This is a genomic window from Streptomyces sp. NPDC093544 (assembly GCF_040683495.1).
In the GTDB taxonomy this organism is placed as follows: domain Bacteria; phylum Actinomycetota; class Actinomycetes; order Streptomycetales; family Streptomycetaceae; genus Streptomyces.
Map to the genome: position 1 here is coordinate 26,507 of NZ_JBFBEA010000024.1, position 26,751 is coordinate 53,257.

The 26,751-nt window shown below is 70.4% G+C and carries 28 protein-coding genes; 13 read left to right on the forward strand and 15 right to left on the reverse strand.

What is annotated here, in order from left to right; genetic code table 11:
• Positions 1–32 precede the first annotated feature (32 nt).
• From AB0N66_RS31640 to AB0N66_RS31650, 3 genes are all read right to left on the reverse strand, one after another.
• Positions 33–854 (reverse strand): alpha/beta hydrolase, encoded by an 822-nt coding sequence (locus tag AB0N66_RS31640; protein WP_365441447.1) that lies wholly within the window; start codon positions 852–854, stop codon positions 33–35.
• Between the two features lie 428 nt (positions 855–1,282).
• On the reverse strand, positions 1,283–2,008 hold the full coding sequence (locus AB0N66_RS31645; protein ID WP_365441449.1) for a GntR family transcriptional regulator: 726 nt from the start codon (positions 2,006–2,008) through the stop codon (positions 1,283–1,285).
• Positions 2,009–2,190: 182 nt separating this feature from the next.
• Entirely contained in the window at positions 2,191–3,357 is a 1,167-nt protein-coding gene (locus AB0N66_RS31650; protein WP_365441451.1) for a serine hydrolase domain-containing protein, read from the reverse strand.
• A gap of 194 nt (positions 3,358–3,551) precedes the next feature.
• Here AB0N66_RS31650 and AB0N66_RS31655 point away from each other — a divergent pair, with 194 nt between their 5' ends.
• A complete protein-coding gene (locus AB0N66_RS31655; protein ID WP_365441453.1) occupies positions 3,552–4,592 on the forward strand; it encodes a phosphatidylinositol-specific phospholipase C domain-containing protein in 1,041 nt (346 codons plus the stop codon).
• A gap of 16 nt (positions 4,593–4,608) precedes the next feature.
• Here the strand turns inward: AB0N66_RS31655 and AB0N66_RS31660 are convergent, their stop codons facing one another.
• On the reverse strand, positions 4,609–5,574 hold the full coding sequence (locus AB0N66_RS31660; protein WP_365441455.1) for an acetylxylan esterase: 966 nt from the start codon (positions 5,572–5,574) through the stop codon (positions 4,609–4,611).
• 236 nt (positions 5,575–5,810) lie between these two features.
• Between AB0N66_RS31660 and AB0N66_RS31665 the strand changes: the two genes are divergently transcribed.
• The gene (locus AB0N66_RS31665; RefSeq protein ID WP_365441457.1) at positions 5,811–6,704 is read left to right on the forward strand and encodes a universal stress protein; all 894 of its coding nucleotides are present in this window, start codon (positions 5,811–5,813) and stop codon (positions 6,702–6,704) included.
• A 31-nt stretch (positions 6,705–6,735) separates the two neighbouring features.
• Here the strand turns inward: AB0N66_RS31665 and AB0N66_RS31670 are convergent, their stop codons facing one another.
• Both AB0N66_RS31670 and AB0N66_RS31675 read right to left on the reverse strand, forming a co-directional pair.
• Positions 6,736–7,503 (reverse strand): ferredoxin reductase, encoded by a 768-nt coding sequence (locus AB0N66_RS31670; protein ID WP_365441459.1) that lies wholly within the window; start codon positions 7,501–7,503, stop codon positions 6,736–6,738.
• Positions 7,496–8,101 carry a sulfite oxidase-like oxidoreductase gene (locus tag AB0N66_RS31675; RefSeq protein WP_365441636.1) on the reverse strand — a complete coding sequence of 202 codons (606 nt, stop codon included), beginning with the start codon at positions 8,099–8,101 and terminating at the stop codon, positions 7,496–7,498. Before AB0N66_RS31675 ends, AB0N66_RS31670 begins: the two co-directional genes overlap by 8 nt.
• A 268-nt stretch (positions 8,102–8,369) precedes the next feature.
• On the opposite strand from AB0N66_RS31675, the gene AB0N66_RS31680 reads away from it, so the two are divergent.
• Positions 8,370–9,290 carry an NADP-dependent oxidoreductase gene (locus AB0N66_RS31680; protein WP_365441461.1) on the forward strand — a complete coding sequence of 307 codons (921 nt, stop codon included), beginning with the start codon at positions 8,370–8,372 and terminating at the stop codon, positions 9,288–9,290.
• Positions 9,287–9,979, forward strand: coding sequence for a GNAT family N-acetyltransferase (locus tag AB0N66_RS31685; RefSeq protein ID WP_365441463.1), 693 nt, complete (start codon positions 9,287–9,289; stop codon positions 9,977–9,979). Before AB0N66_RS31680 ends, AB0N66_RS31685 begins: the two co-directional genes overlap by 4 nt.
• Here AB0N66_RS31685 and AB0N66_RS31690 read toward each other — a convergent pair whose 3' ends face one another.
• Positions 9,980–10,471: a MarR family winged helix-turn-helix transcriptional regulator gene (locus AB0N66_RS31690; protein WP_365441465.1), complete on the reverse strand. Its 492-nt coding sequence runs from the start codon at positions 10,469–10,471 to the stop codon at positions 9,980–9,982.
• Positions 10,472–10,771: 300 nt separating this feature from the next.
• On the opposite strand from AB0N66_RS31690, the gene AB0N66_RS31695 reads away from it, so the two are divergent.
• From AB0N66_RS31695 to AB0N66_RS31705, 3 genes are all read left to right on the forward strand, one after another.
• Positions 10,772–11,554: a putative protein N(5)-glutamine methyltransferase gene (locus tag AB0N66_RS31695; RefSeq protein WP_365441467.1), complete on the forward strand. Its 783-nt coding sequence runs from the start codon at positions 10,772–10,774 to the stop codon at positions 11,552–11,554.
• A 129-nt stretch (positions 11,555–11,683) separates the two neighbouring features.
• Complete coding sequence (locus AB0N66_RS31700; protein ID WP_365441469.1) at positions 11,684–13,699, forward strand: NADPH-dependent 2,4-dienoyl-CoA reductase; 2,016 nt, start codon at positions 11,684–11,686, stop codon at positions 13,697–13,699.
• A 31-nt stretch (positions 13,700–13,730) separates the two neighbouring features.
• On the forward strand, positions 13,731–14,276 hold the full coding sequence (locus AB0N66_RS31705) for a PadR family transcriptional regulator (RefSeq protein ID WP_365441471.1): 546 nt from the start codon (positions 13,731–13,733) through the stop codon (positions 14,274–14,276).
• A 56-nt stretch (positions 14,277–14,332) separates the two neighbouring features.
• Here AB0N66_RS31705 and AB0N66_RS31710 read toward each other — a convergent pair whose 3' ends face one another.
• Both AB0N66_RS31710 and AB0N66_RS31715 read right to left on the reverse strand, forming a co-directional pair.
• Positions 14,333–14,866, reverse strand: coding sequence for a hypothetical protein (locus tag AB0N66_RS31710; RefSeq protein WP_365441473.1), 534 nt, complete (start codon positions 14,864–14,866; stop codon positions 14,333–14,335).
• Positions 14,867–15,098: 232 nt separating this feature from the next.
• Positions 15,099–16,076, reverse strand: a complete 978-nt coding sequence (locus AB0N66_RS31715) for a fibronectin type III domain-containing protein (protein WP_365441475.1) — start codon at positions 16,074–16,076, stop codon at positions 15,099–15,101.
• 386 nt (positions 16,077–16,462) lie between these two features.
• On the opposite strand from AB0N66_RS31715, the gene AB0N66_RS31720 reads away from it, so the two are divergent.
• Positions 16,463–17,164, forward strand: a complete 702-nt coding sequence (locus tag AB0N66_RS31720) for a glycoside hydrolase family 75 protein (RefSeq protein ID WP_365441477.1) — start codon at positions 16,463–16,465, stop codon at positions 17,162–17,164.
• Positions 17,165–17,190: 26 nt separating this feature from the next.
• On the opposite strand, the gene AB0N66_RS31725 is transcribed toward AB0N66_RS31720, so the two are convergent.
• The 3 genes from AB0N66_RS31725 to dhaK are packed head-to-tail and all read right to left on the reverse strand — an operon-like array spanning position 17,191 to position 19,256.
• Positions 17,191–17,625: a PTS fructose transporter subunit IIA gene (locus AB0N66_RS31725; protein WP_365441479.1), complete on the reverse strand. Its 435-nt coding sequence runs from the start codon at positions 17,623–17,625 to the stop codon at positions 17,191–17,193.
• Complete coding sequence (gene dhaL / locus AB0N66_RS31730; protein WP_365441481.1) at positions 17,618–18,217, reverse strand: dihydroxyacetone kinase subunit DhaL; 600 nt, start codon at positions 18,215–18,217, stop codon at positions 17,618–17,620. The genes AB0N66_RS31725 and dhaL overlap by 8 nt, the downstream gene beginning before the upstream one ends.
• Positions 18,218–18,263: 46 nt before the next feature.
• Positions 18,264–19,256, reverse strand: coding sequence for a dihydroxyacetone kinase subunit DhaK (gene dhaK, locus AB0N66_RS31735; RefSeq protein ID WP_365441483.1), 993 nt, complete (start codon positions 19,254–19,256; stop codon positions 18,264–18,266).
• 106 nt (positions 19,257–19,362) lie between these two features.
• Between dhaK and AB0N66_RS31740 the strand changes: the two genes are divergently transcribed.
• Complete coding sequence (locus AB0N66_RS31740) at positions 19,363–19,575, forward strand: hypothetical protein (RefSeq protein ID WP_365441485.1); 213 nt, start codon at positions 19,363–19,365, stop codon at positions 19,573–19,575.
• A 32-nt stretch (positions 19,576–19,607) separates the two neighbouring features.
• Here the strand turns inward: AB0N66_RS31740 and AB0N66_RS31745 are convergent, their stop codons facing one another.
• On the reverse strand, positions 19,608–21,158 hold the full coding sequence (locus tag AB0N66_RS31745; protein WP_365441487.1) for a carboxylesterase family protein: 1,551 nt from the start codon (positions 21,156–21,158) through the stop codon (positions 19,608–19,610).
• Between the two features lie 162 nt (positions 21,159–21,320).
• Positions 21,321–21,692 carry a helix-turn-helix domain-containing protein gene (locus AB0N66_RS31750; protein WP_365441489.1) on the reverse strand — a complete coding sequence of 124 codons (372 nt, stop codon included), beginning with the start codon at positions 21,690–21,692 and terminating at the stop codon, positions 21,321–21,323.
• An 83-nt stretch (positions 21,693–21,775) separates the two neighbouring features.
• On the opposite strand from AB0N66_RS31750, the gene AB0N66_RS31755 reads away from it, so the two are divergent.
• Complete coding sequence (locus tag AB0N66_RS31755; RefSeq protein WP_365441491.1) at positions 21,776–22,684, forward strand: NAD(P)-binding domain-containing protein; 909 nt, start codon at positions 21,776–21,778, stop codon at positions 22,682–22,684.
• Between the two features lie 35 nt (positions 22,685–22,719).
• Here AB0N66_RS31755 and AB0N66_RS31760 read toward each other — a convergent pair whose 3' ends face one another.
• Positions 22,720–23,655, reverse strand: a complete 936-nt coding sequence (locus AB0N66_RS31760) for a DUF3152 domain-containing protein (protein WP_365441493.1) — start codon at positions 23,653–23,655, stop codon at positions 22,720–22,722.
• 161 nt (positions 23,656–23,816) lie between these two features.
• Here AB0N66_RS31760 and AB0N66_RS31765 point away from each other — a divergent pair, with 161 nt between their 5' ends.
• The 3 genes from AB0N66_RS31765 to AB0N66_RS31775 are packed head-to-tail and all read left to right on the forward strand — an operon-like array spanning position 23,817 to position 26,744.
• On the forward strand, positions 23,817–24,515 hold the full coding sequence (locus AB0N66_RS31765; protein WP_365441495.1) for a response regulator transcription factor: 699 nt from the start codon (positions 23,817–23,819) through the stop codon (positions 24,513–24,515).
• Between the two features lie 43 nt (positions 24,516–24,558).
• Entirely contained in the window at positions 24,559–26,076 is a 1,518-nt protein-coding gene (locus AB0N66_RS31770; RefSeq protein ID WP_365441497.1) for a HAMP domain-containing sensor histidine kinase, read from the forward strand.
• Complete coding sequence (locus tag AB0N66_RS31775) at positions 26,073–26,744, forward strand: hypothetical protein (RefSeq protein ID WP_365441499.1); 672 nt, start codon at positions 26,073–26,075, stop codon at positions 26,742–26,744. The genes AB0N66_RS31770 and AB0N66_RS31775 overlap by 4 nt, the downstream gene beginning before the upstream one ends.
• Positions 26,745–26,751 lie beyond the last annotated feature (7 nt).

The window sequence follows — 26,751 nt, forward strand, 5'->3', positions numbered from 1 at the left end:
GTCACGCCGCCGTCGCGTTCCGCGTCGTTCGATCAGCTGCGGATGAAGTCGAGGAGGTAGCCGTTGAAGGCCTGCTCGTACGCGCCTACGATGCCGTGCGAGCCGCCCGGGTAGACCTTCAGGGTCGCGTCCTTGACGAGCTGGGCCGTCTTGAGGCCCGCCGCGGCGATCGGCACGATCTGGTCGTCGTCGGCGTGCACGACGAGAGTCGGTACGTCGATCCGGGCCAGGTCCTCGGTGAAGTCGGTCTCCGAGAACTGCTCGACACAGTCGTACGCCGCCTTCAGCCCCACCTGCATACCCTGGAGCCAGAACTCGTCACGCTTGCCCTGCGAGACCGTGGAGCCCTCGCGGTTGGCGCCGTAGAAGGGCGAGCTCAGCTCCTTGAAGAACTGCGAACGGTCCGCCGCGACCCCGGCGCGGATCTCGTCGAACGCCTCGATGGGCGTGCCCTCCGGATTGGTGTCCGTCTTCAGCATCAGCGGCGGGACCGCGCCCACCAGCACCGCCTTGGCGACCCGCGCGGAGCCGTGCCGGCTGATGTAGCGGGCCACCTCGCCGCCGCCGGTCGAATGCCCCACCAGGATCGCGTCGTTGAGGTTGAGCGACTCGATGAGCTCCGCCAGGTCGTCGGCGTACTGGTCCATGTGGTTGCCCTGCCACGGCTGCCCGGAGCGGCCGTGCCCGCGGCGGTCGTGTGCCACGGCACGGAAGCCGTTGTCGGCGACCAGCTTCAACTGCCCGTCCCACGCGTCCGCGTCGAGCGGCCAGCCGTGGCTGAACACGACGGGCTGACCGGTGCCCCAGTCCTTGTAGTAGATGTCGGTGCCGTCAGAGGTGGTGAACGTGCTCATGAGGCTTCCCTTTCGAGAGTACGCCGGTTCGCCTCGGTCCACGGGCCGACAGGGGCGAGCCCGCCTGCTCGAGTGCGCGTCCCACCGGTCCCAGCCGTTCGGGAGCAGCCACAGACCGTGGACGAGGACGACCGGGACACGGCCGGTGGCGTTGGCGCCTCTGATCTGCTGTGCGTCGTTGGTGGTCATGCCTCGACGCCGACGATGTGTGGTGTTTATGGAATCGGTCCGATGACTGCATCTTTACCTCGCACATTTATGTGCTTATGTCATAGTCCCCAGGAATCCTGGAGTGCGCAACGCGTCCCGCAACGCCGGACGCGAGGGGATGCCCAGTTTCGGGAAGGTCCGGTACCGGCGTACGGTCCACGGCGACCACGGCGACCACGGCGACCCTCAGCTCCTGCTTCCGTCGCCCCGGGGGCTCCTCACCCGGCCGCCGGCAGGGTGAACTCGTAGACCAGTGCGTCCTGTTGGGCGTCCACGACAAGGTCGGTGATCTCCAGTGGCCGGTCGTACTGGTCGTGCACGCGCCGGGTGACCTTCACCGACTGGGGGAGTTGGGTGATCGAGTCCCGGTGGTGCAGGGCCAGCCCCGCCTTGCGCATCCAGTCGTAGGCGCGCCCCAGTTGCGCCGAAGCGGTGCCGTCGGCGCGGTCGCGGTAGCGGGCCAGCTCCTCGACCTCGGTCACCGCGACGGCGGAGAAGGACGTCACGGCCATACGCTGTCCGCTCCCGTCCGCCGCGGCCCACTCGTAGCGATGCACCAGGGTCGGCAGCCGCGGGGCGAGTCCCAGGGCGTTCGCGTGTTCCGGTGGGGGAGTCTCCCACGTCACCGTGGTCCGTTGGACGGTGCCCGGTTCGGTGGTGTGCGCACCCAGGGGAAAGTCCAGTGACGGGACGTGCTCGGCCGTGCTGCCGGGCAGGGTCGCGTGGCTGCCGCGCCGGTCGGTGGAGACCAGACCGCCGCGCCGCAGCATATTCAGCGCCTGTCGTACGGTCTCGCGGCTCACGCCGAACCGACTGGCCAACTCCCTTTCTCCCGGCAGGCGTTCGCCGGGCGGTATGGTCCCGTCGCGTAGATCGCCGAGCAACTGTGCGGCGATCCGCGAGTAACGGGGCTCGTGGTCGGATGGGTGGGCGGTGCGGGCCATGTCCGCGCCCCTCCTGCGTGTGAAAAGACAAACGTGTAGTGACAACCCAGACGTGGTGACGAAACGTAGCCGTGCGGGCTCATTGCGCTACCAGATCTAAGCATTGGTCTAAACCACCGGGGAAGGGTGGTCGGGTAGTTCGGCCGATTTCAGCCCGCTGCCCCCGGGCGGCGAGGGCGCGTTCAGAGGGCGCTGTACAGGGCGTCCACAAGCGCCATCTTCCTTGGGTCGTCGGCGATGTGCGGGCCCATGCGGTTCATGACGTACCCCAGTGAGATGCCCGCCTCCGGGTCGGCGAGACCGCAGGAGCCACCGGAGCCGTCATGTCCGAAAGCCCTCGGGTTGGGCCCGTACAAGCCGTTGGGTCCGCTCAGCCACACCCCGAGCCCGATCTCCGTCTCGTACTTGAACCCGGCACCCACCACCAGGTCACGGCAGCTGCCCTGTCCTTCGCGCACCCGCTCGGCGGCCTTCGGTGAGAGCACCCGCGGTGAGCCGTACGGGCCCCGCCCGGCAAGGATCCCGTACAGCGCGGCGATCGCTCGCGCCGTGCCATGGCCGTTCGCGGCCGGGATCTCGGCGGCCCGCCACTGTGGAGTGTTGGCGTCGGTGGCGCTGACGGGCGGATTGGTGAGGGCCGCCAGCGCCGCGGGCGCCAACTGTGCGTAGTCCGCAGCCCGTTTGCTGGTCGAAGCGGTCGGCGGCCGCACCAGCTCGGCCGCCCGCTCCGACTCCTTCTCCGGCAGTCCGATGGTGAAGTCGATCCCGAGCGGCCCGGTCACCTCCCGCTCCAGGAACGCGCTCGGCAGCAACCCCGAAACCCGCCGCACCACTTCGCCCACCAGGTGGCCGAACATGATCGCGTGATACCCGGACCGCGACCCCGGCTCCCACCAGGGTTCCTGCGTCGCAAGACGCTCGACGGTCAGCTCCCAGTCCAGAAGCTGCGCCAGAGAGTGCGGCTCACGCAGCCCGGAGAGCCCCGCGCGGTGCGACAACAAGTGCCGTACCAGCACCGACTCCTTGCCCGCCGCCGCGAACTCCGGCCAGTACGCGGCCACCGGGGCATCGAGGTCGAGCAGCCCGTGATCGGCCAGGATGTGCGCGCACAGGGCAGTTGGACCCTTCGACGCCGACCACACGTTGACCAGGGTGTCTTGCTCCCAGGCCCGGGTGCGTGCCCTGTCCGCCCAGCCGCCCCACAGGTCCACCACGGTCTCGCCGTCTAGCGTGACCGTCACCGCCGCGCCCAGCTGGTCGCGGTCACCGAAGTTCGACTCGAAGGCGGTGCGCACCGCCGAGAAACGCGGGTCGCAGTGGCCTTGAGCGTGCGGCGCGTGTTGGGACATGGGACCTCCGTCGCCCATAGGGAGGCCCGGAGTCGGATCCGGGCGGGTCGACCGTACCGCAGGCGACGTACCGACTGGTCGGACGGGGTAGTGGCGCCCGCATCGCATTCGTCATCGCGTGATCTCCCGAAGTCCACCCAACACCCGTACTGTGCTGCTCAGTTGACCGATGAGACGCAGGAGGCACGGGAACAATGCGGAGACATGTGAAGGTGTTGGCACGTACCGGCATCGCGGTGGCGACAGCGAGCGTGCTGGCCCTGGCCACGGGCCCCCAGGCGACAGCCGCCGACCTGTCGTACTCGTCCAGCACCTCCGTGGGCGTCCACAACGCCTACGAGAAGACGAAGTACCCGTACTTCGCCGACGCCCTCGACTCGGGCGCAGGAATGCTCGAACTCGACGTGTGGACCAATGTGTTCGGCGCCTCCTGGCGGGTCGCGCACGACAACCCGTTCGGCAACGACAACAACTGCGTGAACGCGGCCAACGCGTCCGAACTGCGCACCAAGGCCACCAACAGCAACCTCTCGGGCTGCCTCGCCGACATCAAGGCCTGGCACGACGCGAACCCCGGACACCGGCCCATCCAGCTCAAGATCGAGATGAAGGACGGCTTCCTGGGCACCAGCGGCCGCGGTCCCGCCCAGTTGGACGCCCTGCTCACCTCGAAGCTCGGTGACGCCCTGCTCCGGCCCGCCGACGTCGTCGGTTCCCACCCGGACCTCGACACGGCCGTCCGCGCCGACGGCTGGCCCGCGCGCTCGGCCCTGGCGGGCAAGTTCATCGTCGAGCTGATCCCCGGCACGGTCGAGGAGGGCAACCCCTTCGACACGCTGTGGACGGACCGCGAGTACGCCACCTACCTGCGCGACCTCGCCGCCGCCGGACGCCTGCGCGAGGCGGCCGCCTTCCCCGCCGTGCACAACGCGGCCACCGGCGACCCCCGCACCCGCTACACGGATGCCACGATCCGCCCGTGGCTCGTCGTGTTCGACGGCGATGCCGCGACCTACGCGAACGGCACGATCGACACCGCCTGGTACGACGACCGCCACTACCTCGTGGTCATGAGCGACGCCCAGAACGTGCCCCCGGCCATCGACGGCACCAACCCCACCCAGCAGCAGGCCCTCGACCGCCTTGCCCTGCTGGCCGGACAGCACGCCACCGTAGTCTCCGCGGACTGGTACCCGCTGCCTGCCGTTCTGGCCACGGTCGTACCGCGGGGGTAGGCGGGCCGGGACGTCCTCAGAGGTAGGACTGCAGCCAGCGCAGTTTGGCGGCCTCCTGGTAGGTGCCGCCGCCCTCGTGGTCGTTGAAGTCGTACACCTCGATCGCCTTGTCCGTGGCCGCCCACGCGTTGAACGCCGCGAAAACCGTGGAGGGCGGGCAGGTCTGGTCCTCCAGGGCGGCCGAGAAGAGGGCCGGCGCCCGGCCGCGCGCGGCGAAGTGCACGCCGTCGAAGTAGGAGAGCGTGCGCAGCACTTCGTCGGTGCGGCCGCGATACGTCTTGAGGTAGTTGCCGATCTCCCGGTACGGGTTGCGGTCCGTCAGCCTGATCGCGTGGGGGAAGTCGCACAGGAACGGCACGTCAGGCGCGACCGCCGCCAGGTCGGGAAGCAGACCACCCACCGCGATGGAGATGCCGCCGCCCTGGCTGCCGCCGACCGCCGCCGTGCGCGCCGCGTCGACCAGGTCGTGCGAGCGGGCCGCCTCCACGGCGCGCACCGCGTCCGTGAACACCCGGCGGTAGTAGTAGTTCTCGGGGGCGTCGACACCCCGGGTCATGTATCCGGGGTACGCGGACGCGCTGCCCACCGGATCAGGCGTCCCGCCGCCGCCCCAGGCACTGCCCTGACCGCGCGTGTCCATCACGAGGTGCGCGAATCCCGCCGACGCCCACAGCAGATGCGTGTGCGGAAGGCCGCGTCCGCCGCCGTACCCGACGAACTCGACGACCGCGGGCAGGGGTGAGTCCGCCCAGGCCGGCAGCGTCAGCCAGCCCTTGACCGGGTGCCCGCCGAACCCGGCGAACGTGACGTCGTACACCTTGACCGTCTTCAGGTGTGTCTCGACAGGCTCGAAGCGGGCGGCGAGCTCGTGTTCGCGGGCCTCCTGGAGTGTTTTGGCCCAAAAAGTGTCGAAACCCTCGGGCTCGACGGACGCGCTCCGGTAGTCGCGGAGCTCGTCGAGGGGGAGGTCGAACAGGGCCATGAAGGACAACCTTTGGTATCGGGGTGCGGATGATCACACCGTACGTGAGCGATCGCCAGGGCCGCCAGACTCTGTTTTCCGGCGGCCGCGCATCACGGGAGAATCCGTCCCCGCACGACTGATCGGCGCCCGCTGTGGAACCCGCCCAGCACCGGCGGGGCCTGGCAGACGGCCTTGCCCGCCACCCGCCCCGATATCCGGGAGCCGCCTGCTCCGACATCCGAAAGGCACCCGCCATGAACTCCTGCATCCGCACCATCACGGTAGGCATCGACGGTTCGCGGGCGAGTCTCGACGCGGCGGACTGGGCCGCCCGGGAGGCCCAGCGCCGCCGCCTCCCGCTGCGTCTGCTGCACGCGGCGCCGGCACCGGCTGTGCGTGTACGGATCCCGGACGTCGACGTTCCGGCCGCGTACACCCGTCCGGCACTCGACCGGGCCGCGATCCAACTGGCTTACGCCCACCCGTCGTTGGACATCATCGCGCGGAGCACCGACACACCCGCCGTGCCGGCATTGCTCGCGGCGGCCCTGGAGGCCGAGACCCTGGTTCTTGGTTCACGCGGTCCGACCGGGTTCGCGGGTTTCCTGGTCGGCTCGGTCGCTCTCGTTGTCACGGCCCGCGCCGAAGGACCGGTCGTCGTCGTGCGGGCGGGCGAACTCCCCGAGGACGAACGGATGCCGACGGTCGACGGCACACCGCCGAGCGCGGCTCCCTATCTGCCGGTGGTCCTCGGCCTCGATCTGAGTCACCCGGCCGACGACCTCATCGGGTACGCCTTCGACAGGGCCGCCGTGCGCTCCGCCCCCCTGCACGTCGTGCACACCTGGACCGTGCCTCCGCCGCGCGGCCACGCGCCCGGCATGCCGCTGTCCGGTGCCACGGCGGAGCGGGAGGACGGCACCTGGCACGTGCTGACCAGCACGTTGCAGCCATGGCGCCACAAGTTCCCGGAGACGACCGTCTCCGAACAGGTGATCTACGGCCACCCCGGGCACCATCTGCTGAAGGCCTCCACCCGGGCCGGCCTGCTGGTCACCGGGCGCCGGTCGGGGGAAGGCCTTGGCCGAGCCGCGCACTCGCTCATCCAGCACGCCATGTGTCCGGTGGCGGTGGTGCCGCACAGCTGACGGCGGGCCACCAGGTCACAGCAAGAGTGCCTCAGCCGAATCGCTCGATACGGATCCGGTCCACCGGCTGACCGGCCTCCACCAGCAACCGCGACACGTGCTCCGCGAACCCGTTGGAGCCGCACACATAGGCTTCCCAGCCACCAGGCGGCTGCTCGGCCAGGAGCGGCGCCACATGTGCCGCAGCCATACGTCCTACCGGCACACCGTCCGGCGCACCGCGCGTGAAGACGGTCGTCGTCTCCTCGCCGTACTCCCGCGCGTAGATCAGCTCCTCGGGACCGCGCGCCGAGACGAGCAGGCGCAGCGGCACATCCAGACCGCGCGTGCGGTGGTGCCGCAGCATCGACATCAGCGGTACGACGCCGGAGCCGGCGCCGATGAGCAGCGCGGGCCGGTCACCGGGCCAGGCGAAGAAGCCGCTGAGCGGGCCGCGCACCTGCACCGAGTCGCCGGGTTCGGCCACGGTGTGGAACCAGCCGGAGACCTCGCCGCCCTCGACATGGTCCAAGGTCAGTTCGACGTGTCCGTCGTCGTCGGGCGGAGAGGCGATGGAGTAGTGGCGCTGCGCCACATAGCCGTCCTCGGCGGTCAGCCGCAGCATCAGATGCTGCCCGGGCAGATGCCCCATCCACTGCGGCACCGCGAACCGGAACGTGGAGGCGTAGGGCGTCTCCCGGCGGATCCCGGTGAGCGTCGCGGTCTGCCAGGTTGCCGCGGCCCGGTCGCTCACGGCGATCCGACCGGGCACGGCGAAGTCGGTGCGCGGCACGAAGGTCTCGGTCGTCGTCTCAGTCACCGGAGTAGCGCTGCTCTTCCCAGGGGTTGCCGCGTGCGTGGTAGCCGTTCTGCTCCCAGAAGCCCGGTTCGTCGTGGTCGAGGAGCCGCAGGCCGGCGATCCACTTGGCGCTCTTCCAGAAGTACAGGTGAGGCACGATCAGCCGCGCCGGGCCACCGTGTTCGGTGGGCAGCGGCTTCCCGTCGTACTCCCACACGATCCAGGCGCGGCCGCCGGTCAGGTCGGCGAGCGGGAGGTTCGTGGTGTACCCGGTGTGCGAGTAGGCCACCGCGTGCGTGGCGGTCGCGTCCGGGCGTACGACGTCCAGGAACGTGTCCAGGGACACCCCGCCGAAGCGCACGCCGAACTTCGACCAGCTCGTCACACAGTGAATGTCACCCTCGTACGCCGACGCGGGCAGCGCGTGCGCCTCGTCCCAGTCCCAGCTGCGCGGCCCGGCCACCAGTCCGTCGACCCGGAAGGTCCAGTCGGCGGGCGCCAGGCCGGGGGTGACCTCGGCGGACAGAACGGGCCAGTCGTCGCCCGCGTCGTACTGGCCGGGCGGCAGTCCGGTGTTGTGGACGCGCGGGCGCCCGGCGAAACCTCGGGTGACGTTCACTCGGGTGGCGTTCATACGGGTGGTGCCTCCAGGCCGCCGGGGGCGACGAGCGCGATCAGTGCTTACGGATTCAACCGTACGTGGCCGTCGACCATGCCCGGGCCGCCGAGGGCCCCGATCATTGCGGACATATGAACTCTGCCAAGGCCCGGGAATAGTCGCGCCGTGATCTTCCTTGCCGCTATTGCCGATGCCGGTGGCCCTTACTGCTGCAGCAGGTGACAGTGGTCCCGGCAACCGGTGACAGCGAAGGAGAGTGAGAGAGCACATGCCCAAGGCGTACGTCTTCACGCGGTACGGCGGCCCGGAGGCCGAGGCCCTGGTGGAGCTGGACCGGCCGACGCCGGGCCCCGGCCAGGTACTCGTCGCGGTCCGCGCGGCGGGCGTCAACCCCGTCGACTGGAAGCTGCGGACGGGCTACGGCCCCGCAGGGGGCCCGGCGCGCGAGCTGCCCGCAGTGTTCGGCAACGAGGTCGCGGGGGTCGTCGAGGAGGTCGGCGCCGACGTGACCGGCTTCGCCGTGGGGGACGAGGTCTTCGGGAACCCAGTGGCCGGCGGATACGCCGAGTACACCCTGCTTCCCGTGGCCGTGACCGCGCACAAGCCCACTGAGTTGGCGTACCCGGACGCCGCGACCCTGCCCGTCGCGGCGGCGACCGCGTACGACGGAATCCACCAGCTCGCACTGCCCTCCGGCGCGACGCTGTTGATCACCGGAGCGGGCGGCGGCGTCGGCGTCGCGGCCACCCAGATCGCGCGCGCCCTCGGGGTGCGGGTCATCGCTGTCGCGAGCGACAGCAAGAAGGACTTCGTCGAGTCGCTCGGCGCCGTGCACGTCCCGTCGGGGCCGGACCTCGCGGAGCGCTTGCGCGGGGCGGCGCCGGACGGTGTGGACGCCGTCTTCGACCTGGTCGGGGGCGAGGTCCTGGAAGCCGCGGCGACGCTGCTCACGGACCCCGCGAAGCTGATCACCGCTGCCGACCGGCGGACCGTCGCACGGCTCGGAGGTGTGCCCGTCGAACGGGCCCGCAACGCCGCCGTGCTCGACGAGGTGGCGAAGCTCGTGGTCGACGGCAAGCTGAAGCCCTTCGTCACGCAGACCTTCCCGCTCGACCGCGCCGGCGAGGCCCTGCGCACGGTCGAGGAAGGTCATGCGCGCGGCAAGATCGTGATCGAGGTCGGCGCATGAGCGCGCATCCCCTGGACAATCCGGCGCTCGGCGCGCTGACCGGCCCGCACGCCCACTTCGCCGAACGCCGCGGACGTGTCCTGCGCTACCCCTTGGACGTATCGCCGTGGCTGGCCCTCCCCGACGACCCGGGTGCCGACGACTGGGCGGACCTCGCAGCGCTGGTCGGCCCGGGCGGCGACGCCCCGCTGGCCGGCTATACCGGGCAGACCCCGGACGGCTGGGAGGTGACCCTCAGCATCGAGGGCGTCCAGCTGGTGGACGACGGGATCGCCGCGGCGCCGGACCCCGAAGCGGTACGGCTCGGCGCCGCCGACGTACCCGAGATGCTGGACCTGGTCGAACGGACCAGGCCCGGCCCCTTCCTGCCGCGCACCGTCGAGCTCGGCACCTACCTGGGGATACGCCGGAACGGCGCCCTGATAGCCATGGCGGGGGAGCGGTTGCACCCGCCGGGCTGGACCGAGATCAGCGCGGTCTGCACCGACCCGGACTTTCGCGGCGAGGGCCTGGCCACCCGGCTGATCCTGGCCGTCGCGCACGGCATCCGCGAACGCGGCGAGACCCCGTTCCTGCACACCGCCGCGAGCAACACCAACGCCATCCGCCTCTACCAGTCACTGGGCTTCCGGCTCCGTCGCAACACCCTCTTCTCGGCGGCGCGCGTACCGGAGCACGCCGAGGCCTAACTAAGCGCGCGCGGGCGAGTCGCCGTCCGGCTCGTCCGTCGCCGCCGCGTTGTAGCGCAGCAGATACGAGGCGAACCGCGCGAGATCCTCCTCGGGCCAGCCCGCGAGCCGCTCACGGAAGGCCACCCGGCGGCTCGCGGTCACCTGGGCGAGGATCTCCGTGCCCGTCTCCGTCAGATGCAGCACCTGCACGCGGTGGTCCTCCGGGTCGAGCCGCCGCTCGATGAGTCCGGACCGCTCCAGCGCGGCCACCTGCCGGCTCACCGTGGACTTGTCCAGCGCGTAGTGCGTCGCGAGGTCGGTGGCACGGCAGCCGCCCTGCTCCTCCAGATGGCCGAGCAGGGTGTACGAGACCAGGGACAGCTCGGGGTGCATACGGCCGGCCGACGCCCTGGCCCGCCGGGCGAAGGCGGTCATCTCGCGCTGGATGGTCTCGACGGCCGTGTCGGCGGCGGTGACAACGGGCTCTTCGGGCTCTTCGGCCACCTTCATGGGAACCTCCCTCGCGCTACTAGTTGCACAGTACAACCTGGAGTGGGAGTTGCATCTGTCAACCAGTGGAGGTTCCGGTGGTCGAGGAAGAGCCGGCGGAGACGGTTGCCGTCCGACCGATCCTGTTAGTGTTTGCCGCGTCGGCTGCGGATCTCCCCAGCCACTGAGTTGCCCAGGAGGTGAGACCCATTACCGCTAGGTCAGGTCGGGTGCTCTCACCTCAAGGCAACGCGGCTCACCGCCCGTAGGCGGCGGCCGCGAGAGAGCGCCCTTCGGCTCACCGAAAGGCCCTCGGCTTCCATGCCTCTTCTGCCCCCCGTTTTTGATTCCGTTGTCGCCGCACTCCGCTCCGCCGGCTGTGTCTTCGCCGAGGACGAGGCGGAGTTGATCCTCTCCACCGCCGGTACTCCGGACGACATCGCCACCATGGTGGACCGGCGCGTCGCGGGACTTCCCCTTGAACACGTCCTCGGCTGGGCCGGGTTCCACGGTCTGCGCATCGCCGTGGATCCGGGCGTCTTCGTGCCTCGCCGCCGCACCGAGTTCCTCGTCGACCAGGCGGTCGCCCTCGCGCGGGGCGCGTCCCTCGTCGTGGACCTGTGCTGCGGCTCGGGCGCGGTGGGTGCCGCCCTGGCCGCCTCCCTCAGTGAGCCGGAACTGCACGCCGCCGACATCGACCCGGCCGCCGTGCGCTGCGCCCGCCGCAACGTCGCCCCCTTCTCCGGTCACGTCCACGAGGGCGACCTCTTCGCGGCGCTGCCCGACACCCTGCGCGGCCGCATCGACATCCTGGCCGCCAACGTGCCGTACGTCCCCACCGACGAGGTCGGCCTGCTGCCCGCGGAGGCCCGCGACCACGAACCCCTCGTCGCCCTCGACGGTGGCTCCGACGGGCTCGACGTCCTGCGCCGCGTCGCGGCCGAGGCCCCCCAATGGCTGGCTCCCGGCGGCTGCCTCCTCGTCGAGACGAGCGAACGCCAGGCGTCCCGGGCCGTCGAGGTCTTCACCCGCAGCGGCCTGACAGGCCGACTGGCCGTCTCCGAGGAGCTGTACGCCAACGTCGTGATCGGTACCAGGCCCTAGTCACGCCCTTCGGTTCCTCCGCCATCCGGCGCCTGGGAGAAGTGAGCTACGGCATTGTGCAACTAGTTGCACAAGATGTGCCCCGTCGTCTACAACAGACACAAGACGCCGCGCACGAAGGGCCGCCCCATGAGCCGATACCCGCACCTGCTGACCCCGCTCGACCTGGGCTTCACCACACTGCCCAACCGCGTGCTCATGGGCTCCATGCACGTGGGCCTGGAAGAGGCCGAGCGGGGCTTCGAGCGGATGGCGGAGTTCTACGCCACCCGGGCCCGCGGCGGTGTCGGCCTCATCGTCACCGGCGGCATCGCGCCCAACGAGGCGGGACGGCCGTACGAGGGCGGCGCCAAGCTGACCACCGAGGCGGAGGCCGGGCAGCACGCGGAGATCACCGCCGCGGTGCACCGCGAGGGCGGGAAGATCGCCATGCAGATCCTGCACTTCGGGCGGTATGCCTACCACCAGGACCTGGTCGCGCCGAGCGCCCTCCAGGCGCCGATCAGCCCCTTCCCACCGCGCGCGCTCACCGACGCCGAGGTCGAGCAGACCATCGACGACTACGCGCGCGCCGCCCGGCTGGCGCGGCAGGCCGGCTACGACGGCGTCGAGATCATGGGCTCCGAGGGCTACCTGATCAACGAGTTCATCGCCGCCCAGACCAACAAACGCGAGGACCGCTGGGGCGGCTCGTACGAGAACCGCACGCGCTTCCCGCTGGAGATCGTCCGGCGGGTGCGGGCGGCGGTCGGCGAGGATTTCATCATCATCTACCGTTTGTCGATGCTGGACCTGGTGCCGGGCGGCTCCTCCCTGGCGGAGGTGATCACGCTCGCCCGGGCCGTCGAAGCCGCCGGAGCGACGATCATCAACACCGGCATCGGCTGGCACGAGGCCCGTATCCCCACCATCGCGACCTCGGTGCCGCGCGGGGCGTATGCCTGGGTGACCAAGAAGGTCATGGGCGCCGTCTCGATCCCCCTTGTCACCACCAACCGCATCAACACCCCTGAGCTTGCCGAGCAGTTGCTCGCCGACGGCCATGCCGACATGGTGTCCCTGGCCCGCCCGATGCTCGCCGACCCCGACTTCGTCGCCAAGGCGCGGGCCGGGCGGCCGGAGGCCATCAACACCTGCATCGGCTGCAACCAGGCCTGCCTCGACCACACCTTCAGCGGCAAGATCACCTCCTGCCTGGTGAACCCGCGTGCCTGCCACGAGACGGAACTCGTCCTCTCACAGACCAAGCTGCGCAAGCGAGTTGCCGTGGTGGGTGCGGGTCCCGCCGGACTCGCCTGCGCGGTCTCCGCCGCCGAGCGCGGCCACCACGTCACGCTGTTCGACGCGGCGCGGGAGATCGGCGGACAGCTCAACGTGGCCCGCAAGGTCCCCGGCAAGCAGGAGTTCGACGAGACGATCCGCTACTTCCGCACACAGCTCGAACTGCACGGCGTGGACGTGCGGTTGAACATCCGCGTCACCGCCGAGGACGTCTCCGGATACGACGAGGTCGTGGTCGCGACCGGCGTCGGCCCACGCACCCCCGAGATCCCCGGCGTCGACCACCCCAGCGTCGTCGGCTACTTGGACGTGCTCCGCGACGGCGTCCCCGTCGGCGACCGTGTCGCGATCCTCGGCGCCGGCGGCATCGGCTTCGACGTCGCCGAGTACCTGACCGACAGCGGCGACAAGGCGAGCGAGGACCCGGCGGCGTACTTCCGGAACTGGGGTGTCGACCTGGACTACCGCCTGCCCGGCGGTCTCGCCGCCCCCGAGCGCCCCGCCCCGCCCCGCACCGTCCACCTCCTTCAGCGCAAGGCCTCCAAGGTCGGTGCCGGACTCGGCAAGACCACCGGCTGGATCCACCGCGCGGAGCTCAAGCACCGTGGCGTCACCATGGTCCCGGGCGTCCAGTACGACCGGATCGACGACGCCGGGCTGCATGTGACCGTCGAGGGGCACAGCCAACTCCTGGAGGTCGACACGATCGTGCTCTGCACCGGGCAGGACCCGCGCCGTGACCTGTACGAGGAACTGCTCGCCGCGGGCGTGAACGTGCACCTCATCGGCGGCGCCGACGTGGCCGCCGAACTGGACGCCAAGCGCGCCATCAAGCAGGGCACGGAGCTGGCGGCGGCGCTGTAGGGGCCCTGCGACCCGTCCCTAGGATGACCCCATGTCACTCCCGCACGCGATCCTCACCGCCCTGCTAGAGAGGCCGTCATCGGGCCTCGAACTGACCCGGCGGTTCGACAAGTCGATCGGCTACTTCTGGTCGGCGACGCATCAGCAGATCTATCGCGAGCTGGGAAAACTGGAGGCCGAGGGCCACATCCGCGCCCTGCCGTCCGAGCAGCCGGCCCGGGGGCAGAAGAAGAGCTACGAGGTTCTGCCCGCGGGCCGTGACGAACTCGCCCGCTGGACCGCCGCGTCCCAGGACCCGAAGCCCCTGCGCGACACGATGCTGCTGCGCCTGCGCGCCTCGGCCGTCGTCGGCACCACGGGCATCGAGACGGACCTGCGCCGCCATCTCGGCCTGCACGAGCGGCAGTTGGCCGAGTACGAGGAGATCCAGGCGCGTGATTTCCCGCCCGGCAAGGACACCCCGCAGGACCGCCTGCGGCACCTCGTCCTGCGCGCCGGAATCGACCTGGAGACCTTCTGGACACAGTGGCTGACCCACGCACTGGAGGAGTTCGAGCAGTTGCCCGCGCACGAGTAGACGGCCGCCCCGCCGACCGGAGTCGGTGGACGGCCGCCGTGGTGACGAACCCCGGATCAGAGCCGGTGCGGCTTGGCCCGGCGGCGCAGGAACCAGGCCCCCGCGATCGTGCCCGTGGCCACCAGCGCCGCGCCGCCCACCAGGGTGACGGCGCCGTAGTCCTTGGCGGCTCCGCCGAGACCGCCCATGACCCCGAGCGACGGCGTCGCGGAGACCCTGGGCGTCGAGGCGGCCGACGCGACGATGGACTGGGTGCCCGCCGTCGTCCCGTCCTGGCAGACCACGATGACCGTGTAGGTGCCGGCACTCACAGTCGACCAGGACGCCGCCTGACTGGTGCTCGTCCCGGTCAGGGCCACCTGTTTCCCCTGGGCGAAACTTCCCTGTCCACTGGAGAGCAGCGAGGCATTGCCGAAGCTGCTGCCCTTGCTGGGACAGGCACTGGTCGTGACCGAAACCGTGGAACCGCTGGTGCTCACCGAGATCCCCGAACCCACTGCGACGGCCGACGAAGCGGCCAGGGTGAGCGGAAGCGCAGCGGCGGCGGCCACGGTCAGGCCGGAGCGGAGAAGTATCTGAGTAGTACGCATAGGACTGCCCTCCAGCGGCACGGTTGGCGGTACATCCGATGCGCCGCCGAGGATTGGAAAGGCCCGTGCTGCCTTCAAGGAGAGCCAACGTGTTTTTGGCCCGGCCCGCATGCGGACGGGGACCGGGCAGGTGACGGATTCCATCGTCCGGCCGACGGCCGAGCACCGCAGGAAGGGTGGATGACGCGGTAGCGGCGTCCCTCTGGGTCGTATGGGGAACCCCAGGTCGCGGCTATCCCTTGCTGCCCGTCGTCACCGTCCGCTCCACCGAGTACCCGCCCCAGGTGCCGTCCGGCAGCTTCGCCCGCATCCGCACCCGGTACGTGACTCCGGCGTCACGTCCCACATAGAAGCTGTACGTCGCCTCGTCGCTCGGCGCGGTGCCACCCCAGACGAGGGAGGTCGCGTCCTGCCCGTCGAGATCGATCTGATACTCCGTGATCACCCCGCCCGCGTCCGGCGGAACCCAAGCCAGATCGAGGTAGTACGCCCCGTCGGCGAGATGGGTGGCGACGCGGAAGTCGGTCGGCGCGGTGCCCTTCCCGTCGTCCGAACCGGGCGCGGTGGTGAGCCGGACAGCGCCGCTCGCGGGCGAGACGTTGTCCGCCGCGTCACGCGCCTTCACGGTGAAGGAGTAGCTGGTGCCGGGCCGCAGCCCGGTCACCACGGTCGCGGTCTGCCCGCCGCCCACGCTGTGGATCTTCGAGCCGCCCTGATAGATGTCGTACGAGGCCACGCCACGGTTGTCCGTCGACTTCTCCCAGGACAGCTGTGCCGCTCCGCTCCCGACCGCTTTCCCGCTCGGACTGCCGGGGCGGGACGGGGCCTTGTCGTCGGCCGCGACGGCTGCCGGTGTGGTGGCGCGGACCTGCTTGCTGGGCGGCCCGGGATTCCCGTCGGTGTTCAGCGCGCGGACCGTGAAGACGTACGTCGTGGACGGCTTGAGCCTGGTGATATCCACCATGTACTCCGCACCCGGTACTTCCTTGAGCTTCGTCATGCCGTGATACACCACGTACTGGGAGACCTCGGGATCCCCGGAAGCCCGGTTCCACATGACGTGCACGCTGGTAGCGCTGCCCGCCGCGGCGGTGACGCCCATCGGTGCCGAGGGCAGCTTTCCGCCCTGGATGCCGCTCTGTCCGCCCAGCCCACAGGACGTCAGGACGAGCAGCGAGCCGCAGATCAGCGCGTGGGGGACGCGTCGCACGGTCCTGCCTTCCCTCGACGGGATTGGTCTGTACCTATAAGACACCGCTGGCGCGATCACATCAAGAGGGCGGCGGCTGTCGTCGGACCGGCATGGGGTACGTATGCTGATTCTTGACGCGGCGTGAACTCGGCCCTTTCTCAGGGTAGTTCGCGTCCACGGCGCGGACCGCTGTCGTCGCTGTTCCCGCGCCGGCGAAGGCGGTCGAGTGGCCGGAGCCGACTGCGGCTCGGGCCCTCGGCCGCACACCGCCTGTCGCGGAGCCCGCATACCGCCTGTCGCGGCGGCTGTGCACCGTCCGGACCCCTCCCAGTGGACGGACCGTCAGATACGCACCAAATTTGGGCGAGTGACCGTCAATGTCCCCCAGGAGAGGGTCTCTCATCGTGCGTGTCCAGTCGCTGACGCTGGCCGTGGCAGGCGCCGCCCTGCTCGCTCCTGCCCCCGGCTCCGCGGCGCTTCCCGCCGCCGCCCGCCCGAGCACTCCCGCAGTGGTGCGTGAGGGGGATGTCCAGGCCGCCGACCTGCTGGCGAAGCTACGCAGCTGTGCGCAGATCTCGAACGGGCGCTACCGCAGCGACGACGGTGCCCGCGCCGACATCCCGGTCTGCGGAAAACAGGGCGCGGTGTTCTGGAAGGCCGACATGGACATCGACTGCGACGGCCGCCCGGGCGCCCGCTGCAACAGCCGTACCGACCCGCTCTTCTCCGACGCCACCGCCTACCAGCAGTCCGACGGACGCCAGCTGGACGCCGAGACGCTCCCGTACATCGTGGTCCCCGGCGTCAGCCGAATCTGGAACCACCGGGACCACGACGTCCGCGCCGGTTCGGTGGCCGCCGTGATCTACCGGGACCGCGTCCAGTACGCGGTCGTCGGCGACATCGGACCGCGTCACATCATCGGCGAGGCCTCGTACGCCACCGCCAAGGCCCTCGGTATCCGCCCCGACCCGACGGGCGGCGGGACCGGAGCCGGGGTCACCTACCTGGTGTTCAAGGACTCCCGGGTCTCGCCCATCGAGAGCCACCGGGCGGCGGTGACGCTGGGAGAGGGCCTGGCGCGCAAGTTCCTCAAGGAGAACTGAGCCAAGGGGACGGGCGGGGGCCGACGTCATACCTTCCGGTACGAGTACGCCTCCGCCGCGGCCGCCTCCACCGCGGCGAGGTCCGCGCCGGCCGAGGCCGTGACGACCGCGGCCACCGCGCCCTCGACGAAGGGCGCGTCCACCAGCCGGGTGTTCTCGGGAAACTCGTCGCCCTCGGCGAGCAGGGCCTTCACGGTGAGGACCGCGCTGCCGAGGTCGGTGAGGACGGCGACCCCGGCGCCGCGGTCCACGGAGGCGGCCGCGGCGCAGATCAGCTCGGCGCTCGTACCGAGGCCGCCATCCATCGTGCCGCCCGCCGGGGCGACGGGAGCCGTCGTACCGCCGCCGGCCAGGCCCGTCGCCAGCTGGGCGACCGAGGCGGCTACGGCCGCACTGTGGGACACGAGGACGATGCCGACGAGCTGAGGGCCGGCGTCGGCGGAGGCCGTTGCGTCACTCACCGGCTGCCTCCTCCAGTGCGCCGATCAGCAGTGCGGACGACGTGGCACCGGGATCCTGGTGCCCGATGCTGCGCTCGCCCAGATAGCTCGCCCTGCCCTTGCGGGCCTGTAGCGGGATCGTCGCGGCGGCGCCCTCGTCGGCGGCGGCCTTCGCCGCGGCGAAGGACTCGGGAAGCGCGTCGACGGCGGGCACCAGCGCGTCGATCATGGTCTTGTCGCCGGGCGCGGCCCCGCCCAGCGTCCGCACGGCGTCCACGCCCGTGCGCAGCGCCTCGGCGAACTGTTCCTCGGTGACCTCGGCGGCGTCCCCGAGTGCCTTGCCGGTACGGCGCAGCAGAGTGCCGTACAACGGTCCGGACGCGCCCCCGACTGTCGAGATCAGCTGCCGTCCGGCGAGCGTGAGGACGGCGCCCGGCGTATCCGGGGCCTCCTTCTCCAGCGTGGCCGCCACGGCGGTGAACCCACGCCTCAGATTGCTGCCGTGGTCGGCGTCGCCGATCGGCGAGTCCAGGGCGGTGAGCCGCTCCGCCTCGCGGTCCACGGACGCGGCGGTGGCCGTCATCCAACGACGGAAGAAATCGGCGTCGAGCACGGAATCTCCTTGCGTGGTACGAACGTTGACCGGACCGGCGTTGGTGTCAGACACCCCAGCGCAGACCCGGTGTCTTCACCGGCGCGTTCCACAAGCGCAGCAGCTCCTCGTCGATCTGGCACAAGGTCACCGAGGCGCCGGCCATGTCGAGCGAGGTGACGTAGTTGCCTACGAGGGTGTGCGCCACGACGACCCCGCGCTCGGTCAGCACCCGCTGCACCTCCGCGTTGAAGCCGTACAGCTCCAGGAGCGGAGTCGCGCCCATGCCGTTGACCAGGACCAGCACGGGATTGCGCGGATCGAGGTCCTCCAGGATGGCGTGCACCGAGAAGTCGGCGATCTCCCGCGAGGTCATCATCGCGCGTCGTTCCCGGCCCGGCTCGCCGTGGATGCCGACGCCCAGCTCCAGCTCCCCGGGCGGCAGGTCGAAAGTGGGGCTGCCCTTGGCCGGGGTGGAGCAGGCGCTGAGGGCGACGCCGAAACTCCGCGAGTTCTCGTTGACCTGGCGGGCCAGCGCCTCGACCCGCTCCAGCGGCGCGCCCTCCTCGGCGGCGGCGCCCGCGATCTTCTCCACGTACAGCGTCGCGCCCGTGCCGCGTCGCCCGGCCGTGTAGAGGCTGTCGGTGACGGCGACATCGTCGTTGACGAGGACCTTGGCGATCCGGATGCCCTCGTCCTCGGCGAGCTCGGCCGCCATGTCGAAGTTCAGCACGTCACCCGTGTAGTTCTTCACGATGAACAGCACGCCCGCGCCGCTGTCCACGGCGGCCGCGGCCCGCACCATCTGGTCCGGCACCGGCGACGTGAAAACCTCGCCGGGACAGGCCGCCGACAGCATTCCGGGACCCACGAAACCGCCGTGCAGCGGCTCATGCCCCGACCCGCCGCCGGAGACGAGGCCCACCCTTCCGGCCAGCGGGGCGTCCCGCCGTACGATCACCCGGTTCTCCACGTCCACCGTCAGCTCCGGATGCGCGGCCGCCATACCCCGCAGGGCATCCGCGACCACGGTCTCCGCCACGTTGATGAGCATCTTCATGGGGTGCCTCCAGCTCTTGCAGGTGGGCGGGCCGAGCGGTCCACTCTTGAAGTATCGGCGCTCAGGGTGTGGGGGTCACCTGTAGCGGCACTGAGAACCCCACTCCATGGTCGGTTCGGGCGCCATAAGGGTGGATGGCCTGCGGGACAGTGCGCAGATCGGGCCACGGCCCTCGGCGGGCAGGTCGGGACTGCTGCTCGGCATGCGCCGCCGGGTCGCCGCGTTCGACGGAGCGTTGTTGCTGGAGCGAGTGGGCCGCGACAACACCGCCATCGCCAGGACCCTCGTCCATCGCAGCGTGCGAGAACGATCACCGTGACCGGGCCCATGGGCGGAGTGCGCCACGTTCTGTCAGCTGATCAGCGGTAGCGCAGCGAAGGTGTGGTCCTGCCAGAGGCGTCGGGAGGTTTCCTCCGGGTAGGCGGTGACCTGCGGGTTCGCGTCAAGGACCTGGACCGGTCGCCGTTCGGTGTCGTACGAGGGCCAGCCCGGGTCGCCGGTCGTGGCGAACGCCGTCCAGGCCGTACGGAAGCGGGACGACAGCGCCTCGGCCTCCGGCGCGGGTGCGGCGCCGGCGAACAGCAGCAGGCCGAGATCGGCCTCGAACGTGCCGAACAGCAGCGGTACGTCGAGGCCGTGGCAGGAGCCCAGGACGCCGCCGTTGCCCGGGGCCGGCCAGGTCAGCTCGTACACGTGGGCGCGACCGCCCCCGGCGAGCTGGGCCTCGGCGAGGTGCAGCGAGGGCATGCTGAACAGCCAGTCGGTGTGGACCCGTTCGTACAGCTCGCCGGGCGAGGCGTCCGGGTAGGCGGTGCGGTAGGACCGTTCGCCGTCCGCCCCAGGACCGAACGTGCGCAGTGCCGACGCCGCTTCCTCGTCGGTGATCTTCCCGAGCCGCCCGCCGAGGGCGAGGAACAGCCTGAACTCGTCCCTGTTGTGACCGACGATCAGCTCCACGTCCCGTGCCGCGCCGACTGTCAGCGCCTGCCAGGGAGTTGTCGGAAGGACGTCGCCGTCGACGACGGGGGAGAAGGGGGTCAGCGTGTGGACGACCTGCCCCCACTTTTCCTCGTACTGGTGCATCTTCGTGCTCAACGCCCCGCCCGCGGCGGGCAGTCGGCGTGGATCCACGGTGGACAGATCGGCGACCGTCGGTCGCAGACCCGCCTCGGCGGCGATGGCGGCCGCGATGTCCCGGGCCAGCTCGTCCGAGAAGTACGTGCCCGGCACGCTCTGCGCGATGGCCCGCCGGAACAGTCCCGCCGCGCTCGGCATGGTGAGCAGCGAGGCGACCGAGCCGGCTCCGGCGGACTCGCCGAAGACGGTGACCTGACCGGGGTCGCCGCCGAACGCCGTGATGTTCTCCCGTACCCATTCCAGGCCGGCGACCTGATCGAGCAGGCCACGGTTGGCGGGGGCCCCGTCGATGCTGGTGAATCCCTCGATGCCTACCCGGTAGTTGAGAGTGACCACGACCACGTCGCCATCGAGGGCGATACGCCGGGCGTCGTAGCCGGGGCTGCCGGAATGGCCGAGTTTGTAGGCGCCGCCGTAGATCCACACCATCACCGGGCGGTGGGCGGCCGGGTCCGGGTCGGGGGTCCAGACGTTGACCGTCAACCAGTCGTCGCCCGTTGGTGCGTCCAGCAAGAGGGCGCGGCCCTGGATTCCCGCCTCCTGCGGGGGCGGCGGGCCGAAGGTGAACGCGTCGCGTGTTCCGTCCCAGGCGCGCAGGGGGCGCGGCGCCTGGAACCGCGCGTCCCCCACCGGTGGTTCGGCGAACGGGATGCCGCGGAAGACGGCCAGGCCGCCCTCCCGGCGCCCGCGTACGGCGCCGGCGGCAGTACGCACCACAGGCTGGACGGAACTGCTTGTCGACTCGCGTGATGTGCCTGTCGTCATCGATGACTCCCCAGTGGTCGCCGGTGGAACGGGCGGAACGGTGCGGGTGAGGCTGGTTGTTGCGGCCCGACACGTTGCTGACGCCCATGTGCGGATCGGTGCCCCGCAGCTTTTCAGCCCTCAGGAGGGGCGCGCACAAACAGGGTTGGTGGCCGGGGATGCCTAGCTGTGTGATGTCTCGGCCACGTCGACCACTTCGGAGCCTTCGCGACGCATCCGCTCAACGCCCCAGGCGCCGAGCGGCCCGAGCGCCTCATTGAGCGTGCGCCCGTGCTCGGTAAGGGAGTACTCCACCCGGGGCGGCACCTCGGCATATACCTGCCGGTGCACAAGTCCGTTTTCCTCCAGCTCGCGCAGATGCTGCGTCAGCATCTTCTCGCTCACTCCCGGCATACCGCGACGGAGCTCAGCGAAGCGGCGTACGCCATGGGTGTCGAGTTCCCAGAGGATGAGTCCCTTCCACTTGCCGCTCACCACGTCGAGCGCGGCGTCGATGCCACAGATGTAAGGCCCGCGTCTCGGCGCCCTGGCCATCACTGAACCCCTTACTAAAAGGTAAGTACCGCAGAAAATAGTGGGTACTTCCAAGAATAGTGGCGCTCTCCGAGCATGGAGAGGTGAACGAACAACAGCACGACACCACAAGGCAGGACAGCGCAGTCACCGTGATCGGGCTCGGCCCGATGGGCCAGGCGATGACCCGCACCCTCCTCGCCGCCGGCCACCCGGTCACCGTCTGGAACCGCACCGCCGGCCGGGCCGACGGCGTCGTCGCCGACGGAGCAACGCTCGCGGCGACACCTGGCGAGGCGGTCGAAGCGAGTGACCTCGTGATCCTCAGCCTCACCGACTACCAGGCGATGTACGACATCCTCGACAGCGCCACCGCATCACTCGCCGGCCGGACACTGGTCAACCTGAGCTCCGACACCCCCGACCGCACACGCAAGGCAGCAGCCTGGGCAGCGGGCCACGACGCCGCATTCCTCAGCGGTGGTGTCATGGTCCCGGCGCCGATGGTCGGTTCGGAGGCGGCCCATGTCTACTACAGCGGCCCCGACGAGGTGATCGAGAACCACCGGGCGGCATTGGCACTGTTCGGCACGCCGAGGCATCTCGGCGAGGATCCGGGTCTCGCCCAGATGATGTACCAAGCCCAACTCGCGGTGTTCCTCACCACCCTGTCGGGACTGATGCACGCCACCGCGATGCTGGGTACCGCAGGAATGAAAGCGAAAGAAGTGCTGCCGGAGTTGCTCTCCTTCGCCGACTCGATCGGCGACATCCTGAGGGCCGGTGAAGAGAACCCTGGTGCCGCGCTTGATGCCGGTGAGCATCCCGGCGACCTCAGCACGGTCAACATGATGGGCGCGACGTCCGACCACATCGTCGAGACCAGCACGTCACTCGGCCTCGACCTCGCGCTCCCCCTGGCCGTGCAGGCCCACTACCGGCGCGCGACCGAGAACGGACACGGCAGCGACAACTGGACCCGCATCATCGACGGCATCCGAGAGCCGCGCTGACCGAACGCGGACCTGACAAGGCGCGCCAGGTCAGGTCAAGGTACGGCAGGCCCGGTGATGAGACGGCCCTTGGTGTCGTACGGCCAGACGTTGGGGGTGCAGCCGTGCATGCCCTTGATCTGCTGCATCATCGCAGGCGCGGGCTTGCCCGCGCCGGGGCAGGTCACGTGGCCGTGGCCGAGGAAGTGGCCGACCTCGTGGTTGATGATCAGCGCCCGGTAGGCGTCCACGTCGTCGGCGTACACCGGAGTCGCCAGCAGCCAGCGTTTGAGGTTGACCACGACGTCCTTGCCCACGCTGCAGTTGACCTCGCCGCCGGTGTCCAGCCCGTATCTTCCGCAGATCTTGTCCACGGTTGCCGGCGTGGCGAGCCGTACGACGAAGTCGGGCGTACCACCCGAGACGCGCCGGAACGAGGACTCGCCGTCGGCGGTCCAGCCGCGCGGGTCGGCGAGTATGCCCTCCACCTGCCCGGCGACGTCGGCGGCCGACTGCGTGAGGCCGTCCTCGACGACGACCTCGTAGCGCAGTAGTCGGCTGCCCTGCCCGACGGTCTTGCTCCCGCCTGTGGCGGTGGTGAACGTGCCGGGGCCCGAGGGCGGGATGGAGACCGTGGAGGAGGCAGAAGAAGAGGGGCCCGGAGACGGGTCGTCCGTTCCGCTGGGATTGACGTCGTCCTTCTCGCTGTCCTCGGCGCCGGTCGTCGTGACGCTCGGCTTCGCGGACCGGTCCGGTGCTTGTTGGGAGGGCGGTGTGGCGGCCGCGGCGGGTCCGTCGTCGCCTTCGGAGGTGCCGGCCGGTGTCCAGTGCACGGCCAGGGCGGTGGCGGTGGCGAACACGGCGAGCGCGGTCAGGCCTCCCGGCAGCAGCCAACTCCTCTTCCGGCCATGCCCGTTGGCGTGCGCGGGGCCTCTACGACGACGATGGGAACGCGAGGTCGAAGGCGTAGCACGGTCGTGGGTCGTGGTCATGGCCGTCAAGGCTGTGGGCGCGATGTGATGGGATCTGGCCCGCGGGATAACGAAACAATATCGGCCAGGTCTCGGCCGGGCTATGTGATCGTCCCGTAACAGTTCCCCGGTCGGACGTCGTCCCCGCCTCAAGTCCTCTGAGTCGTACGGATACTGAGCGCATGCCACGTGTCCTGCTGATCGAAGACGACCGCGCCGTGCGGGAAGGTGTGCTGCTCGCGCTGCGCCGTCAGGGGCACGACGTCAGCACCGCCGGGACCGGCGAGGACGGACTGGCCAGACTGCGGTCCTTCCGGCCGGACGTCGTCGTGCTCGATCTGATGCTGCCCGGCCTGAGCGGGCTCGACGTGTGCCGCCGGATCCGTACCGAGGACCAGGTGCCGATCATCATGGCGACCGCCCGGGGTGACGACACGGACATCGTGGTCGGGCTCGAAGCCGGAGCGGACGACTACGTCGTGAAGCCGGTGCAGGCACGCGTGCTGGAGGCCCGGATCCGTGCGGTCCTGCGCCGGGTGGGCGGCGCGTTCGCGGACGGCGGGATACCGAAGATAGAAACCCATGGCGAAAGGGGCGAACTGGCCATAGACCGGGCCGGGTTGACCGTCACCCGGCAGGGCGAGCCGGTCTCCCTCGCCCCGTCCGAACTTCGGTTACTGCTGACACTCTCGGCCTCGCCCGGCCAGGTGTTCACCCGTCAGCAGCTGCTGGAGGCGGTCTGGGAACACAGCTACCACGGTGACTCACGGCTGGTGGACGCCTGCGTCAAGCGGCTGCGCACCAAGATGGGCGAGCCGGCGGGGCAGCCGCGCTACATCCAGACCGTGCGCGGCTTCGGCTACCGGTTCCAGTCCCGGTGAACGTGAACCTGGCGTGTGGCCGCACGGACGAACGGGTGATCCGGTGAAGCTGCCATTGCGCGGCCTGCGCGGCCGCCTGCTCGTGGCGTTCGTGCTCGTCGCCGGCGTCGCCACCCTGACCACGGGTGCCCTGACCTTCCGGGAAGCCCGCACCGGGGTGCTCCAACAGAGTCAGGACGCCGTGATCAAACGCCTCCGGTATCACGTCAATGTCCTTGCGGAGGGCATGAGTTACCCCCCGAGCCGGGCCGAGCTGGAGTGGGTCGCCTCGGAGGTTGCCCGCGCCGAGCCGGCGCAGAACTGGCGCGTGCTGGCCACCTATGGCGAATTGCGCGGCACCTCCACGCCGCAGGACAGATTCACCGAGCTGAAGCCCGCCATGCGGACAGCCGTGGCATCCCGCCGGGCCGCGGTCTTCCAGCGGGTGTCGACGGACGGTCGCTCCTCGCTCGTCGTCGGCCTGCCGGTCACCTTCAAAACCCCCAGTGAGCACCCGGCGTCCGGCGTCGCGGTCTTCCTGACGGTGCCGCAGACCGGCGAACAGGGGTACGTCGACGCCCTGGTCACCGCCATCGTCCGCGCCGTCGTGCCCGCGCTGGTCCTGGCCGTGCTGCTCGCTCTGCTGGCCGCCCGGGGCGTGCTGCGCCCGGTACGGGAGCTGCGCCGCGCCACCCGGAGGATCGCCGAGGGGCACCTTGACACCCGGCTGGCGGTCAATGGCTCCGACGAACTCGCCGATCTGTCGCACACGTTCAACGAGACCGCCGCGGCGCTGGAGGAGTCCGTGGCCGAACTGCGCCGCATGGAAGCCCGCGCCCGCCGCTTCGTCGCGGACGTGTCGCACGAGCTGCGCACTCCGCTGGCCGCGATGTCGGCGGTCACCGACATCCTCGACGAGGACGCGGCGGGCCTGGCCCCGGACACCGCCACGGCCGTACGGCTCATCAGCGGGGAGACCGTGAAGCTGGCCCGCCTGGTGGACGACCTGATGGAGATCTCCCGCTTCGACGCGGGCGCGGCCGGCCTCCAACTCGACGACCTCGACCTCGCCGAGTCCCTTCGCCGTACCCTCGCCTCCCGCGCTTGGCTGGACACGGTGGACACCCGGCTTCCCCTGGCCGGCGAGCTGCGCGGCCGGGTCGACCCGCGCCGCCTCGACGTGGTTGTCGCGAACCTGGTCGGCAACGCACTCAGGCACGGGGCACGGCCCGTACAACTGCGCCTGTACGCGAGGGAGATGGCGCATGCGGACGAATCAGGGTGGGCGGTCATCGAGGTGCTGGACAGCGGGCCGGGTATTCCCCCCGATGTCCTGCCGCACGTCTTCGACCGCTTCTACAAGTCGGACACCGCCCGGACCAGAACGGAGGGCAGCGGCCTCGGACTCTCGATCACGGCCGAGAACGTCCGTCTGCACGGCGGGACGGTCCGGGCGGCGAACCGGGCGGAGGGCGGTGCCGTGTTCACCGTCGAGATCCCCCTGCAACGACCTGCGCACGGGCCTTTGCAACGGCCTCTCGGGCAGCCTCGGGAACAGCCCCGAGAACAGGAGGAGTCATGAGACCTCGACTCCGGGTTCTCCGGCCCGCGCTGCTGTTAACGACCGCCCTTCTGCTCTCCTCCTGCGGTATCCCAGAGACCGGTGTGGTCGAGGCCGGAGAACCCGCCACCGGCATCCGGCCGGTCCAGGTCCTCTACTTCGTCAGCGCGGGCAAGCCGTTCGCCGTCCACCGCCAGACCTCCGGCCGGGTCGGTATCGAGACGGCCGTGGAGATGCTGTTCGGGGGCCCGGACGTCCTGGAACGCAGCCGTGGCATGACCACCGAGCTGCCGTCGCTGACGGGCGCTCCAACGGTCCGGACGGACGGCGGGGAGGTGTCCATCGAACTGCCCTGGGGCACCGGGCCACTGACCGGAACAGCCATCACCCAACTGACCTGCACAGCCGCCGAGGCCGACCTCGACCCCGCCTCCGTCACTGGCACGGCGATGACAAAGGTGACCATCACGGTCCCCGACGCCTGGTCCGCCGAAGGCTCCAGCGAGACGTGCCCATCCGCAGCGGGCGCCGGCTCACGGCCCAACCCCTCGCCGACGTCCAGTGGGGCGGTGCGGAATCCCGATCCCGCTATGTGGCAGCGTGGACGTGTGCCCCGTGGATCAACCCCCGAGATCCGCGGGAGCGGCACTGTGCGCAACCGCTACGGGGCCGCGCGCAAGACGACGTAGAGGAGAG

Excerpts from the sequence above, each read along its gene's own strand:
- AB0N66_RS31640 (WP_365441447.1), bottom strand. The coding sequence starts at position 854 with ATGAGCACGTTCACCACCTCTGACGGCACCGACATCTACTACAAGGAC.
- AB0N66_RS31645 (WP_365441449.1), bottom strand. The coding sequence starts at position 2,008 with ATGGCCCGCACCGCCCACCCATCCGACCACGAGCCCCGTTACTCGCGG.
- AB0N66_RS31650 (WP_365441451.1), bottom strand. The coding sequence starts at position 3,357 with ATGTCCCAACACGCGCCGCACGCTCAAGGCCACTGCGACCCGCGTTTC.
- AB0N66_RS31655 (WP_365441453.1), top strand. The coding sequence starts at position 3,552 with ATGCGGAGACATGTGAAGGTGTTGGCACGTACCGGCATCGCGGTGGCG.
- AB0N66_RS31660 (WP_365441455.1), bottom strand. The coding sequence starts at position 5,574 with ATGGCCCTGTTCGACCTCCCCCTCGACGAGCTCCGCGACTACCGGAGC.
- AB0N66_RS31665 (WP_365441457.1), top strand. The coding sequence starts at position 5,811 with ATGAACTCCTGCATCCGCACCATCACGGTAGGCATCGACGGTTCGCGG.
- AB0N66_RS31680 (WP_365441461.1), top strand. The coding sequence starts at position 8,370 with ATGCCCAAGGCGTACGTCTTCACGCGGTACGGCGGCCCGGAGGCCGAG.
- AB0N66_RS31685 (WP_365441463.1), top strand. The coding sequence starts at position 9,287 with ATGAGCGCGCATCCCCTGGACAATCCGGCGCTCGGCGCGCTGACCGGC.
- AB0N66_RS31690 (WP_365441465.1), bottom strand. The coding sequence starts at position 10,471 with ATGAAGGTGGCCGAAGAGCCCGAAGAGCCCGTTGTCACCGCCGCCGAC.
- AB0N66_RS31695 (WP_365441467.1), top strand. The coding sequence starts at position 10,772 with ATGCCTCTTCTGCCCCCCGTTTTTGATTCCGTTGTCGCCGCACTCCGC.
- AB0N66_RS31700 (WP_365441469.1), top strand. The coding sequence starts at position 11,684 with ATGAGCCGATACCCGCACCTGCTGACCCCGCTCGACCTGGGCTTCACC.
- AB0N66_RS31705 (WP_365441471.1), top strand. The coding sequence starts at position 13,731 with ATGTCACTCCCGCACGCGATCCTCACCGCCCTGCTAGAGAGGCCGTCA.
- AB0N66_RS31710 (WP_365441473.1), bottom strand. The coding sequence starts at position 14,866 with ATGCGTACTACTCAGATACTTCTCCGCTCCGGCCTGACCGTGGCCGCC.
- dhaK (WP_365441483.1), bottom strand. The coding sequence starts at position 19,256 with ATGAAGATGCTCATCAACGTGGCGGAGACCGTGGTCGCGGATGCCCTG.
- AB0N66_RS31740 (WP_365441485.1), top strand. The coding sequence starts at position 19,363 with ATGGTCGGTTCGGGCGCCATAAGGGTGGATGGCCTGCGGGACAGTGCG.
- AB0N66_RS31745 (WP_365441487.1), bottom strand. The coding sequence starts at position 21,158 with ATGACGACAGGCACATCACGCGAGTCGACAAGCAGTTCCGTCCAGCCT.
- AB0N66_RS31750 (WP_365441489.1), bottom strand. The coding sequence starts at position 21,692 with ATGGCCAGGGCGCCGAGACGCGGGCCTTACATCTGTGGCATCGACGCC.
- AB0N66_RS31760 (WP_365441493.1), bottom strand. The coding sequence starts at position 23,655 with ATGACCACGACCCACGACCGTGCTACGCCTTCGACCTCGCGTTCCCAT.
- AB0N66_RS31765 (WP_365441495.1), top strand. The coding sequence starts at position 23,817 with ATGCCACGTGTCCTGCTGATCGAAGACGACCGCGCCGTGCGGGAAGGT.
- AB0N66_RS31775 (WP_365441499.1), top strand. The coding sequence starts at position 26,073 with ATGAGACCTCGACTCCGGGTTCTCCGGCCCGCGCTGCTGTTAACGACC.